This window comes from Streptomyces sp. AgN23 (assembly GCF_001598115.1).
Lineage (GTDB): Bacteria > Actinomycetota > Actinomycetes > Streptomycetales > Streptomycetaceae > Streptomyces > Streptomyces antimycoticus.
The window spans coordinates 9,457,459-9,470,189 of sequence record NZ_CP007153.1 but is presented as its reverse complement, the minus strand read 5'-3'; the positions used below and the strand labels follow the sequence as shown (position 1 = coordinate 9,470,189).

Annotated in this window: 14 protein-coding genes; 6 read left to right on the top strand and 8 right to left on the bottom strand. The window is 72.0% G+C overall.

Going from position 1 to position 12,731, the window contains the following annotated elements; genetic code table 11:
• Positions 1-39 precede the first annotated feature (39 nt).
• The 3 genes from AS97_RS41010 to AS97_RS41000 all read right to left on the bottom strand — a co-directional run bounded on the left by AS97_RS41010 (position 40) and on the right by AS97_RS41000 (position 1,520).
• Positions 40-363, bottom strand: coding sequence for a hypothetical protein (locus tag AS97_RS41010; protein ID WP_059144656.1), 324 nt, complete (start codon positions 361-363; stop codon positions 40-42).
• 111 nt (positions 364-474) lie between these two features.
• Entirely contained in the window at positions 475-1,038 is a 564-nt protein-coding gene (locus AS97_RS41005; protein WP_059144655.1) for a hypothetical protein, read from the bottom strand.
• Positions 1,039-1,193: 155 nt separating this feature from the next.
• On the bottom strand, positions 1,194-1,520 hold the full coding sequence (locus AS97_RS41000) for an MmcQ/YjbR family DNA-binding protein (RefSeq protein ID WP_059144654.1): 327 nt from the start codon (positions 1,518-1,520) through the stop codon (positions 1,194-1,196).
• Between the two features lie 53 nt (positions 1,521-1,573).
• Between AS97_RS41000 and AS97_RS40995 the strand changes: the two genes are divergently transcribed.
• Positions 1,574-2,233 (top strand): PhzF family phenazine biosynthesis protein, encoded by a 660-nt coding sequence (locus tag AS97_RS40995; RefSeq protein WP_059144653.1) that lies wholly within the window; start codon positions 1,574-1,576, stop codon positions 2,231-2,233.
• A gap of 45 nt (positions 2,234-2,278) precedes the next feature.
• Here AS97_RS40995 and AS97_RS40990 read toward each other — a convergent pair whose 3' ends face one another.
• Positions 2,279-3,202, bottom strand: coding sequence for a pseudouridine-5'-phosphate glycosidase (locus AS97_RS40990; protein WP_210566666.1), 924 nt, complete (start codon positions 3,200-3,202; stop codon positions 2,279-2,281).
• Positions 3,199-4,335, bottom strand: a complete 1,137-nt coding sequence (locus AS97_RS40985) for a PfkB family carbohydrate kinase (RefSeq protein ID WP_210566665.1) — start codon at positions 4,333-4,335, stop codon at positions 3,199-3,201. Before AS97_RS40985 ends, AS97_RS40990 begins: the two co-directional genes overlap by 4 nt.
• Positions 4,336-4,500: 165 nt before the next feature.
• On the opposite strand from AS97_RS40985, the gene AS97_RS40980 reads away from it, so the two are divergent.
• The 3 genes from AS97_RS40980 (at position 4,501) to AS97_RS40970 (ending at position 7,194) form a co-directional block, all read left to right on the top strand.
• A complete protein-coding gene (locus tag AS97_RS40980; protein ID WP_086710624.1) occupies positions 4,501-5,403 on the top strand; it encodes an ATP-grasp domain-containing protein in 903 nt (300 codons plus the stop codon).
• Positions 5,404-5,425: 22 nt separating this feature from the next.
• A complete protein-coding gene (locus AS97_RS40975; RefSeq protein ID WP_210566664.1) occupies positions 5,426-6,277 on the top strand; it encodes an alpha-L-glutamate ligase in 852 nt (283 codons plus the stop codon).
• Between the two features lie 161 nt (positions 6,278-6,438).
• Positions 6,439-7,194: an alpha/beta fold hydrolase gene (locus tag AS97_RS40970; RefSeq protein WP_059144648.1), complete on the top strand. Its 756-nt coding sequence runs from the start codon at positions 6,439-6,441 to the stop codon at positions 7,192-7,194.
• Positions 7,195-7,217: 23 nt separating this feature from the next.
• Here the strand turns inward: AS97_RS40970 and AS97_RS40965 are convergent, their stop codons facing one another.
• Both AS97_RS40965 and AS97_RS40960 read right to left on the bottom strand, forming a co-directional pair.
• Positions 7,218-8,432, bottom strand: a complete 1,215-nt coding sequence (locus AS97_RS40965) for a DUF4032 domain-containing protein (protein WP_059144647.1) — start codon at positions 8,430-8,432, stop codon at positions 7,218-7,220.
• Positions 8,433-8,462: 30 nt separating this feature from the next.
• A complete protein-coding gene (locus AS97_RS40960) occupies positions 8,463-9,074 on the bottom strand; it encodes a TetR/AcrR family transcriptional regulator (protein ID WP_086710627.1) in 612 nt (203 codons plus the stop codon).
• A 175-nt stretch (positions 9,075-9,249) separates the two neighbouring features.
• Here AS97_RS40960 and AS97_RS40955 point away from each other — a divergent pair, with 175 nt between their 5' ends.
• Together AS97_RS40955 and AS97_RS40950 are read left to right on the top strand one after the other, a co-directional pair.
• A complete protein-coding gene (locus tag AS97_RS40955) occupies positions 9,250-10,026 on the top strand; it encodes an SDR family oxidoreductase (RefSeq protein WP_059144645.1) in 777 nt (258 codons plus the stop codon).
• A 39-nt stretch (positions 10,027-10,065) separates the two neighbouring features.
• Positions 10,066-10,809 (top strand): helix-turn-helix transcriptional regulator, encoded by a 744-nt coding sequence (locus tag AS97_RS40950; RefSeq protein WP_059144644.1) that lies wholly within the window; start codon positions 10,066-10,068, stop codon positions 10,807-10,809.
• Between the two features lie 14 nt (positions 10,810-10,823).
• Here the strand turns inward: AS97_RS40950 and AS97_RS40945 are convergent, their stop codons facing one another.
• Entirely contained in the window at positions 10,824-12,695 is a 1,872-nt protein-coding gene (locus AS97_RS40945; RefSeq protein WP_059144643.1) for a potassium transporter TrkA, read from the bottom strand.
• Positions 12,696-12,731 lie beyond the last annotated feature (36 nt).

Below are 12,731 nucleotides of genomic sequence, written 5' to 3'. Positions count from 1 at the left end.
CGGCACCGGCGCTTCCGGCTCCTCTCCCTCCGTGGCCGGTCACCGGCCCTGTCGTGACACGCGCCGGGTGAAACAGGCCGACACGGCGTGGCGTACGGCGCGCAGCACGGCACGGCAGCGCGACAGATACCGGGCCGGGCGGGACCGGCGGACCGGACGCGGTGCGGCCGATGGAGCCGGTGCGGACGTCGGGGCCGGTACAGCCTCGGACACGTCCTGAGCGGTGGTGTCCACCGGATCGGGAGCGGCCGGATCGGCCGGGGGCGGGGACGGATCGGTGGTCCTGGCCTGCGGGGTGACGGGGCGCCGGGTGGCTTCTGCGCGCATCATCGCGCGCATGGCGGCATAGACATCGATGGGCATGCGGATACTCCTGCGGTCTCGGACGTCCTACGGCTCGGCGGGCAGGGCGGACCGCATCCGGAACCCGCGGGGCAGCCGCGGAAACGGGATGGCGGACGTGCCCGGGCCCGGTCAGCAGCGCAGGACGACGGACCGTGAGGAGAGCAGACCGGCCGGGAGGTCGCCCCCGGCGGCGAACGCGCCGACGCCCGGCGCCGGGTCCGCGGGGCGTCCGCGGACCGCGCCGAGCACGAAGGGGCCGAGGGAGGTCGAGAGGGACCGGTGGGCGCCGCACGAGGCGCCGTGAGCCACCTGCCCGGGACGGTGCCGGGCCGGATGCCCGGCACCGTCCCGGGTGAAGAGCTTGGCCGACGCCGAGGCGGTGGAGCGTTCGTCCTCGGTCTCCGGCCCCGGCGGAACAGGCGCCGGGACAACGGGAGCGCCCGCGGGGGCGGATGCGGCGAGGCCCCGGACCGAGGCGGGAACACCGGCGTCACCGGGCGTGGACGTGGCCAGGGCTGGGGCCGGGCTCGGAGGCCCGGCCGCGCACTGGTCAGGCCCGGTGGGCGGCGAGTCCCGGACGGCCCCCAGAGCGAGCACGGCATGCAGCAACGTGACCGCCAGCAGCAGAAGGACGGCGGCCGCGCACGGGCCGCCGCACACCGCGGGGCGGTTCGTTCTGCGGCCGTGCACCATGCGGCCTCCCTCGCTGATCCCCCTCAAGGGAACCCCGCACAGCGGAAGAGGGCACTCCGATTACCGGGAAAAGTCCATACTTTCACCCGTGTCAGTTATCCCCTCGAACGCACGTATCGTCGCATTTCGAGGAGTCATCGGCCGCAGTGGTGTGATCACTCGAGCAACGTGGCCGGTGCGGCCTGCCGCCAGGAGTCCAGCAGGATGTCCCGCAGCTCATCGACGTCCTCCAGCGCGGCGAGGCGCACCCGCACCCAGGCCGAACTCGCCTCATGGGCGGCCACCCAGAACTTCTCCGGCTCCGCCAGCACCAACTCCTTCCGCTCCTCTTTGGGACATCTGACGGCCATCGAGGTCTCGTCCTCGGGCAAGGTGGCGAACATCTTCCCGGCGACCCGGAAGGTGGGCATCGACCAGGCGATCTTCTCTGTGGTCTCCGGCAGCGACAGGGCGACGGCACGGACATCGTCGGAGGTGGTCATGGCCCGACCGTAGAACACCCCACCGACAAGCATGCCCGTGTTTGAATGCCCAGGTGACAGATCTGGACGTGCTCAAGGTGTTCTGCGGGCCCTACGGCCGCGGTGGCAATGAACTCGGCGTGGTGCGGGACGGCGCCGCGGTGGTCGGCGAGGCGGAGCGGCAGCGGGTCGCCGCCCGGCTGGGGTTCAGCGAGACCGTGTTCGTGGACGATCCGGAGCGCGGCGTCGTCGACATCTACACCCCGAGCGTCCGGCTGCCCTTCGCGGGCCATCCGCTGGTGGGCACCGCCTGGCTGCTGGACCTGCCCGAGCTGCTGCCGCCCGCCGGTGAGGTTCCCGCCCGCCAGGACGGCGAGTTCACCTGGATCACCGGCCGGCCCGCCTGGGCGGCCGGGCGGCGCACCCGGCAGTACGCCTCGCCGGAGGAGGTCGAGGCGCTGCCCACCCCTCCCGAGGGCGAGGGCTGGCTGTACGCCTGGGCGTGGCAGGACGAGGCCGCGGGCCGGGTGCGGGCACGTGCGTTTCCCCGCCGCGGGGACGGGATCGTGGAGGACGAGGCCACCGGCGCCGCCGCCCTGATTCTCTCGGGCGAGCTGGGCCGCGCCCTCAACATCACCCAGGGCGTGGGGTCGCAGATCCTCACCGGTCCCCTGCCGGACGGCTCGATCGAGATCGGTGGCCGGGTCGAGCTCGCCGAGGTCCGCTCGCTGTAGGCCGGCAGCCGCCTCGAGCCCCGGCGGTGGTCCAGGTGGTCGCGGTCAGTGCGTACGGGCGTAGTGGATCGCGATCCGGGCCCCTAGCCGTGCGTTGTTCTTGACCAGGGCGATATTGGTCCGCAGGCTCTCGCCCTTGGTCAACTCGACGATCCGGCCCAGCAGATACGGGGTTGCGTCCTTGCCGCCGATGCCCGCCTCCGCCAGCTCGGCGAGGGCCTGCTCGATGATGCCGTCGATCCGCTCGGCGGGGATCTCCTCGGCCTCGGGCACCGGATTGGCGATGCTCAGCCCCGCCGTCATGCCCAGCTCCCACTGGGCGCGCATGGTGGCGGCGATCTCCTCGGGCGAGTCGACGCGCAGCGGGGAGCGGAAGCCGCTCACCCGGGAGTAGAAGGCGGGGAAGTCGTCGGTGCCGTAGGTGAGCACCGGAACGCCCAGGGTCTCCAGCTTCTCCAGGGTCAGCCCGATGTCGAGGATGCTCTTGACCCCGGCGCTGATGACGGCCACCGGCGTGGTGGCGAGCTCGGTGAGATCCGCGCTGACGTCGAAGGAGTGCTCCGCTCCCCGGTGCACTCCGCCGATGCCACCGGTGACGAAGACCCGGATCCCGGCGAGCGCGGCGAGCCGCATGGTGGACGCCACGGTGGTGGCGCCATGGCCGCCGCGCGCGATGACATGGGCGAGGTCGCGCACGCTGACCTTGCCGACGTCCGGGCTGGTGGCGAGCAGTTCGAGAGCGGCCCGGTCCAGACCGGCACGCGGCGTGCCATGGAGGACGGCGATGGTGGCGGGGACCGCCCCCTCCGCGCGGATGATCTCCTCGACCTCGGTGGCCATCTCGACGTTCTGCGGATACGGCATGCCGTGGCTGATGATCGTGGACTCCAGCGCGACCACGGGACGGCCGTCGCGCAGGGCCTCCGCGACCTCCTCGGTGAGGGTCAGCCGGGGGTGGGGGGCGGTCATGTGGTCCTCCGCAGCGATGCGTTGAGCGCGTCCTCGATCAGACGCGCGGTCAGGTCAGGTCGTACGGTGGCGGGGGTGGCCACGGTCAGCGCGGCGGCGGCGTGGCCGTAGCGGGCGGCGTCGACCGGGTCGGCGCCACCGAGCAGGGCGTGTGCGAACGCGCCGAGCATCGCGTCACCGGCCCCGGTGACGTCATGTGCCTCGGCCGGTGGCGCCTCCAGCGGCACCCGGCCCTCGCCGAGGGTGCTCAGCAGGGAGCCGCGCGCACCGAGCCGCACCCACACATGCCGTACACCGCGCTCGTGGAGGAGGGCCACGGCCGCGAGCAGCTCCGGGTCGTCCGCGGCGGCGTCCCCGCCGAGGTCCCGGCCGGTCAGCGCGCCCAGCTCCGCCACGTTCGGTGTGACGGCGAAGACCGGCCGCCCGGTGGCGAACAGCGGGGCGAGCAGCGCCGCCTTGGGGACGCTCACCGGGTCGATCAGCGTCTGGACGCCGGTGGCGGCGGCGATGTCCAGGATGTACGAGAGCACCCGCGGGGAGAGGTTCCCGTCCAGCACCAGCAGGCCGGCGTGGCCGATGAGTTCCCGCGCGGTGTGCAGATGCTCGGGGCTCAGCGCGTCGGTGGCGGCCATGTCGGCGATGGCCACGACCAGATCGCCGTCGGCGTCCAGCACCGCCGTATAGGTGCCGGTGGGATGCGGGCCGCGGTGCACATGGTCGATGCGCACCCCGGCGGCCTGGGTCTCGGTCAGCAGCCGCTCCCCCGCCGCGTCCTGCCCCACGGCGGCGATGAGATGGGTGGGGGTGCCCAGCCGGGCGAGATTCTCGGCGACGTTGCGGGCGACCCCGCCGGGGCTGGTGTGGGACCGGCCCGGATTGCTGGTGCGGTACGCGACGGGGGCCAGGCTGCGCACCTTGATGTCCACGTTGGCGCCGCCGATGACCACCACCGCGTGTTCCCGGCGCAGGATGTAGCCGCGCCCCAGGATGGCGCCCTTCTTGCCCAGGTTGGAGAGATGGACGTTGACCGCGGCCCGTGTGGTCCCGAGGGCGTCGGCGATGGACTGGGCCCCGGCCAGGGGGTCCCGCCGCAGCAGCGCGAGAATCTCCCGTTCCCTGCGCGTCAGCATCATGCTCAGCAGAGTAAAGGACCCTTAGCCCGATAAACAGGCCACTGACACCCATGGGTTGGCCCAGGAGATCGTGAGAGAACGGCGGATGACATCCTGGGAAGCCAGGCGCGCCGGACACTCTCGGCAGCGGCCCGGGAACCTGTCCGGTGACGAGGAAGAAGGCCGATGAGACTCTGCTTTCTGGTGGAGGAGCGCTATCGCCATGACGGGATGCCCCGTGAGGTGATCCGTCAGCTCTCCGCCTGGGGCCACCAGGTGGACGTGGTCCGGCCGGGCCGTTCCCTGCTGCGGATGTCCGATGCGGTGCGGGCGGGCAGTCATGACGCCTGGGTGCTCAAGACGGTGTCCGGTGGACCCGGGCTGACGCTGCTGGAGGCCGCGTCGGCGGTCGGGCTGACCACCGTCAACGACGCCCGCGCCATCCGCGGCGTACGGGACAAGGCGCTGGCGGCCGCGATCGGGCGCAGCCGGGGGCTGCCGTTGCCGCCCACCTACGCGGCGGCCCGGCCCGAGGCGCTGGAGGAGATACCGGAGGCCGAGTTCCCGCTGGTGGTCAAGCCCGCGGACGGCAGCTCCGGGCGGGCCGTGCGGCTGGTGCCGACGCCGGACCGGCTTCGGGCGCTGCGCGCCGAACTGGCCGTGGAGGGCATGCTCATCGCCCAGCCCTATGTGCCGAATTCGGGCATCGACCTCAAGGTGTACTGCGTGGACGGGGAGTTGCACGCGACCGAGCGGAGCTCACCACTCAGCCCGGACGGAGGCGTCCGCGGCCGTCGGGTACGGCTGTCCGCCGAAGTGGCGGCCATCGCCGCCGAGGTCGGTGCGGTCTACGGCCTCGATCTGTACGGGGTGGATGTGTTGCTGGGCCCGGACGGGCCGGTGGTCGTCGATGTGAACGACTTCCCCAGCTTCAAGGAGGTGCCGGACGCGGCGGCCCGGGTGGGGCGTGCGGTACTGGAGTTGGCGCGCAGGGGCGGCGCCCGGTCCGGGGCGGCGTTCGTCGGCGCCCTCGCCGAGCCGGTGCTGGCTCCGGAGCCGGTCCCGGCCGTGGCCACGGGCCGGCTATGACCGCGACGGTGAGCGGCGGCCGATGAGGATCGGTCTGATCACCGCCGACCCCGGCCATCAACTCCTCGCCGACACGGTGAGGTTGCTGTCGCCCCGCCATGAGGTGGTGGCGCTCGACCCGGGCGGCCACGGAGCCGGGGCACAGGACCCGGCCGACCCCTCGGAAGACGCGGCCGACCCCGGGGAACTCGCCGATGTCTATCTGCTGAAGGCCCGGACGCCGCGTGCGCTGGCGCTCGCCCGTTCCCTGGAGCGGCGCGGCGCCCCGGTGGTGAACTCCGCCACGGCCACCGCCCTGTGCCAGGACCGGACGGCGATGGCCGATGTGGCGCTCCGCGCCGGTCTGCCGTTCGCCCCCACCCGTACCGTGGCCTCACTCGCCGGGCTGACGGCGGAGCGGCTGCCTCGCCCCATCGTCGTCAAGAGCCGCCACAGCCGCCGTCATGATCTGGTGGCCCGCGTCGACGACGCCGCGCGGCTGCGCGCCCTGAGCGCCGATTGGGCGGATGAGCCCGTGGTGGTCCAGGACTTCACTCCGAACGACGGCTGGGACCACAAGCTGTGGGTCATCGCGGGCCGGGTGTTCGCCGCGCTGCGCCGGTCGGAGCTGGCGGCCGGCGGCCGCGGTCCGAGCCTGCCGCTCGCCCTGGACGCGCTGCCCCCGGGCTGGCTGGATCCGGTGCGCCATGTCGGTTCGGTGTTCTCACTGGAGGTCTACGGCGTGGATCTGATCGACGCGGGCGGCGGCGCCCCGCTGATCGTGGACATCAACGCCTTTCCGGGGGTCCGCGGTCAGGCCGGCGCCCCCGAGGCGCTGGCGGCCCTGGCACTGCGGACCGCCGAACGGGGCGGACTCACCGCGCCCCGCCCATGACCGACACGAGGGAAATACTAGGGGACTCCCGTCCTGAATAGGGGTGGTCGCAGGGCAGACCGGCGCGGCAGGGTGGTCTACTGGTCTCCGCGCGACCCGAGGCACGCGCGCGACAGCCACACGACAGCCGCCGCGGAACGAGCGGCGCGAAAGGACATCACGTGACCGCACACCCCACCGGCACAAGCCTGTGGATCAGGCAGTTCCACCCCGCGCCGGCCGCGGCGACGCGACTCATCTGCCTGCCCCACGCCGGCGGGTCCGCCTCCTACTACTTCCCGGTCTCCAAGGCGCTCTCGCCCACGGTCGATGTGCTCGCCGTGCAGTACCCGGGGCGCCAGGACCGGCGCAACGAGAAGTGCATAGACAACATCCCCGAGCTGGCCGACGCGCTGGTGCCGGAGCTGCTGCCCTATACGGACAAGCCGGTGGCGCTTTTCGGCCACAGCATGGGCGCCACCCTCGCCTTCGAGGTCGCCCTGCGCCTGGAGCAGAAGGGCGTGGTGCCGGTGGCGCTGTTCGCCTCGGGGCGGCGCGCCCCCTCCTGCCACCGTGACGAGTCCGTCCACCTCCGCGACGACGACGGCCTGATCGCCGAGGTGAAGGCGCTCGCCGGGACCGACACCCAGCTCCTGGGCGACGATGAGATCCTCCGGATGGTGCTGCCCGCCATCCGCAGCGACTACAAGGCGGCCGAGACCTACCGCTACGCCCCCGGCCCGCGGCTGGCGACGCCCATTCACGCACATGTGGGCGACGACGACCCCAAGGCGAGCGTCGAGGAGGCCCGCGCCTGGGGCGAGCACACCACCGGTGGCTTCGACCTCCAGGTCCACTCCGGCGGCCACTTCTACCTCAACGACGAGGCCCCGCGCGTCATCGCGTCCATCCGGAAGGTGCTGACCGAGCAGTCCTGAGCCATCGGCCGGCCGCGGGGCGTTCAGCCGTGCGGCCGGTCCGCCAGGACGGTGCGTATGTAGTCCTCGACGGTGACATCCAGGCCCACGTCACGCCGGGCCCGCTCGGACAACAGCCAGCGGTGTTCGAGCAGTTCGTAGTAGATCTGCGCGGTGTCGGTGACACCGCGCAGCTCCTCGGGCACGGCCCGCACGGTGGGCCGGAAGACATCGCGGACCCACCGGTGGGCGAGCACCTCCCGGCGCGCGCCGAGCGGATCGCCGGGTGCGTAGTCGTCCTGTGTGGCCATCCAGGTCTCCAGGTCGTTCAGGAGGCTGCGGGCCTGGTTCTCCTCGGCGTCGAGTCCGGTCAGCCGCAGCAACTGCCGCTGATGGTGGCCCGCGTCGACGACCTTGGGCACGAAGGTGACGGTGTCACCGTCGGGTGAGCGCTCGATCTGCATCTCCGCCACGTCGAACCCGAGGTCGTTCAGGCGCCGGACGCGCTGGTCGATGGCGTGGCGCTGGGCGAGCGGATAGACCGACTGGCGGGTCAGCTCATGCCACAGGTCGCAGTAGCGCTCGGCGATGGCCTCGCCGAAGAGCACCGGGTCGACCGAGGGGTGCAGGGAACCGCCGGCCTCCAGGTCCATCAGCTCGCCCGCGATGTTCACCCGCGCCACCTCGACGTCGTAATCCCGCTGTCCGCTGGTGAGCTTCGGCTGGATCTGCCCGGTCTCGGCGTCGACCAGATAGGCGGCGTAGGCGCCCGCGTCGCGCCGGAAGAGGGTGTTGGACAGTGAGCAGTCGCCCCAGGCGAACCCGGCCAGATGCAACCGCACCAGCAGGACGGCGAGCGCGTCGAGCAGCCGTCGGATGGTACTCGGCCGCATGGTCGTCTGGAACATCGAGCGGTACGGCTGCGACCCCACCAGATGGCGGGTGATCAGCGCCGGTTCCAGCGGTTCGCCGTGCTCGTCGGTGCGCCCGGTGACCACCGCGAGCGCGTCCACCGCGGGGACCGCGAGCCGGTCCAGGTCGCGCAGCAGCCCGTACTCGCGTACCGCCGCCCACTCGCCGACCTCCTTGACCGCGACGATCTCGCCGCCCGCCCGCGCGAAGCGGACGACATGGCGGGAGATGCCCCTGGGCAGCGCGACCAGGTGCTCCTCCGGCCAATCCTCCAGCGGGACGTTCCACGGCAGATCGAGCAGCGACGCCGGATGCTCGGGCGAGGTGGCGGTGATCTGCAGCTCCATGACACCCCAGTGTGCGGTACGGAGGTGTGATCAGAGCCGGCCGGGCAGGGGGGTAGTCGCCGGTGCGCGCATTCCGTCGAGGACGACCATGACACACCGCTGGACCTGGAGCCGGCCGGCGGGGAGGTCCAGCACACAGGCTTCGGCGGCGGCCGCCCTGGCCAGGAACGGAATGTCCCGCCAGGACAGATCGGCGCGCAGCACGCCGTCCCGCTGGGCGCGTTCGGTCAGCCGCCGTACGCGATCGAGCAGGGTGCGGCGGGCGGCGGCCACCTGAGGTCCGCCGCGATCGTCGAGGGAGTCCGAGAGCCCCGCGTTCTCCCCCGTGCGCAGGGCGAGGCCGGTGAAGAACCGGGTGAAGGCCGGCCACGACTCGTCCTCGCCCAGGGCCTGTTCGGCGCTGTCGGCGAGTTCCCCGAGCACATCGAGGAGGACGGCTTCCAGCAGTTGGGCCCGCTCGGGGAAGCGACGGTAGACCGTGCCGACGCCGACCCCGGCCAGCCGCGCGATCTCGTGATAGCTGACGTCGAAGCCATGGACGGCCACCGCCTGGCGTGCGGCGGCCAGGACGCGGGCGGCGTTGCGCCGCGCGTCCGCGCGCGGCGGTCTGGGGGGCCGCTGAGCGGAGGGCATGCCCGTCATGTCCCCAGCCTAGTCAGAAGTGGACAGAAACTGTCCACCTCCGTACGCTGAAGTCTAAGCGGACAAGATCTGTCCATTTAGCGAGCGGCACCACGGCCGCGTACCCCACCGGCCTCTCGCCACACGTCCCCGCCGCACGACCGAACAGCCGCACGACCGAACAGGAGCCACGGCCATGAGCCATCTCGACGGCACCACCGCGGTGATCACCGGGGGCAGCGAGGGCCTCGGCTATGCCATCGCCGACGCCTTCGCCACCGAGGGCGCCGACCTGGTGCTGCTCGCCCGTGACCGGGAGAAGCTCGACCGGGCCCGGCACACCCTGGCCGGACACGGCACCACCGTACGCACCCTCTCCGTCGACCTGGCCGACCCCGGCGCCGTGACCACCGCCGCGCGTCAGGTGCTCGCGCTCACCGAACGGGTGGACACCCTGGTCAACAACGCGGGCACGGCACACTTCAGCCCGCTCGCCCAGACCTCGGCCGACTCCTTCGACGCCATGCTCCACCTCAATGTCCGGGTGCCCTTCCTCCTCGCCCAGGCGCTGCTGCCCGCGCTCGTCGAGGGCCGCGGCAGCATCATCAACATCAGCAGCTACTGGGCGCACAAGATGGTCGCCGACCGTCCGTCCGCGGCCTACTCCGCCACCCGTGGCGCCATCAACGCGATGACCCGGGCCCTCGCCAATGAGCTGGGCCCCTCCGGCGTCCGGGTCAACGGCATCGCCCCCGGCGCCGTACGCACCCCCACCTACGAACGGGATCACCTCGGCTCGATGAGCGCCGAGGCGCGCGACGGCCACGACCGCCGCACCCGGGACGCCTATCCCCTGGGCCGCGTCGGCGAACCCCACGAGGTGGCCGCCGCGGCCGCCTTCCTCGCCTCCCCGCAGGCCGGCTGGACCACCGGCACCATCATGAACGTGGACGGCGGGCTGACCGTCCGCTGACGCCCCCGCGGAGCCCGGCAGCCGATAAAATGGCCTCCGATGCCGAGAATCCGCCACACTCCCGAGGCGACGACGGGCCTGCGTCCGCTGCCCGCCGGTGGCGGCATCGACGCTCATCGGCATGACGAACACCAGATCGTCTACGCCGGGCGAGGGGTGCTGGCCGTCACCACCGACGCGGGCAGCTGGCTCGCGCCCGCCAACCGGGCGCTGTGGATACCGGCCGGGGCCGTCCATGAGCACCGCGCGTACGGCGCCACCGACCTCCATCTGGTGGGGCTGGCGGTGGCGGACAATCCGCTGCGGCTGGAGCAGCCCGCGGTCCTCGGCGTCGGCCCGCTGCTGCGTGAGCTGATCATCGAGTACACCGCGCGGCCTGCGGACACCGGCGCCGAACGCCGACGGCTGCGGGCCGTACTGCTCGATCAGCTCCGCCACTGTGCCGAGCAGCCGGTGCATGTGCCCGCCGCCGGGGACCCGCGCCTTTCCGCGGTGTGCGCCCTCCTCCACGACGACCCGGCGGACAACCGGACCCTGCGGCAGCTGGGGGCCGCGGTCGGGGTCGGCGAGCGCACCCTGACCCGGCTGTGCGCGGCGGAGCTGGGAATGACCTTCCCGCAGTGGCGCACCCAGCTCCGCCTGCACCACGCCCTGCGGCTGCTGGCCGAGGGGGTCCCCGTCACGACGGTCGCCCATCGGTGCGGATGGGCGTCCAGCAGCGCCTTCATCGATGTCTTCCGCCGGGCCTTCGGCCACACCCCCGGCGCCCATCGCGCGCTCTGACGTCCGCCCCTCTTTCAGTCCTCGGCCAGGACCACGACCGTATCGCCCTCCTCCAGGGTCAGCGGCGCTGTCTTGGACGGGTTGAGGTGGACGCCGTAGAGCGGCGGCTCATCGCTCTGCCGGGCCAGCCGGTAGCCGATGGCCGTCTCACCGCGCTGGCGGGCGGCCTCGATGACGGTGGCGAAGTTGGCCTCCGCGCCGGGTATCAGATAGCTGGGCGCGGGCTTGAGGTAGATCTCGGACCCCTGTGGGTCGAAGAGGTCCGCGAAGACCGCGTACAGATGGCGGTTCTCGGTGAGCTGGGTCAGCAGAAGGCTGATCACCTTGGTGGAGACGATGAAGTCGTCGGCCTTGGTGACCTGCGCGACCTCGCGGTTGGCGTCGTCGTGCATCTCGGTGACGATCGAGTACGGATCGCCGAGCTGGATCTCGATGTCGCGCAGGTGGAGCAGGGTGACCAGGGTGCGGTCGTCGGACCGTCCGGGGTCGATCCCGTCGTCGGTGAGCACCACGATATGGCGGTAGTCGTCCAGCCCGAGTGCCTCCAGCGACGGGCGGCGGGTGGGTTCGCAGTGCTTGAAGCCGACCGTGAGGTTCTTCAGCTCCCGGTTCGCCTCCTCCCGGGGCGGGCGCGGGGCGGCGATGTCCACCACCGAACCGGGTTTCACCAGGAGGTCGAGCTGCGCGATGATCTTCTCCGCGCGGGAGTTCCAGCCGATCAGCAGGGTCCGGTCCGGTACCGGCGGCCGGAACGCGGCCGTGGCCATCGCCGAACGTTCGATCCGGGGCCGGGTGGCCGCCATCTTGATGAGCAGATCGTCCTCGGCGACCATCAGCAGCCGGTCCCCGCGCTCGATCACGGTGTCCATGGCGGGGTTGACCAGCGCCTCGCCGTCCGCGCGCTGCACACCGATGGGCACACCGAGCTCGAAGGCGTTCAGCGACTCGCCGTAGGTGGCGCCGGCCAGGGCGAGCGCGTGCCAAGGGTAGATCTCGTTGCCGATGAAGCTGAGCAGTTCATTGAAGACGGTGGACAGACCGGACTGGCGGTGGGACTGCACGATCAGCCCGACCGCGATGTCATCGGCGTCGATCACCAGCGCGGTGTCCCCCGCGGCCAGCCGGGCGGCCGCCAGATTCTCCGAACTCTGCACGGCGGCCACCACATTGGGCCGCGTCCCGGCCCAGGTGCGGCCGTTGAGCAGCAGCAGTGTCTTGATGACGTCGATGTCGCTGTCGTCCCCGACGGGTGAGAGCACCATGATGGCCTTGGCGCTGTCCGGGCTCACCAGCTCCAGGTCGCCGCGCTGGAGCGGATTGCCGGAGCGGCAGATCACCCGGGTCTTCCCGGTGTCCGGGATGCGGCGCCGGATCTCGTCCTCCATGTCGACCTTGTCCCGGTCGGCGAGGATCACCACACATGAGCGCCGCTCGCTCTGGTTGGCCTCCGCCAGCTCCGCTATCACCGTGAAGACCTGCTCCGACCAGCCCAGCACAATGGTGTGGCCGTGCTCGATCAGCCGTGAGGTGCCCTTGCGCAGCTGCTGAATCCGGGCCTCCAGGCCGGTGGTCATCACCCCGATCAGCGCGCTGACGATGAAGATCCCGCCGATGGTCACCGTGAGCATGAGGACCAGGAAGAGCGGCCGGCCCGTGTCCCCGCCCATCGTGCCCGGATCGAGGGTCCGCAGCAGGCTCATCCAGACGACGCCGAGCCAACCGCCGTTGTCCTCGGTGTCCTTGTGGGCGAAGGTGACCACCACAGCGGAGACCAGGGTGATCAACGCCAAGGAGGCCAGCCCCAGCCAGCCGATCAGCGCCGGGGTGCCACGGTCCATCGTCCCGTCGAACCAGTACCGCAGCCGCTCCCGCAGCCTCTTGCGCATGCCGCATTCCTCCATAGCCCATCACGCCGCCGGGCC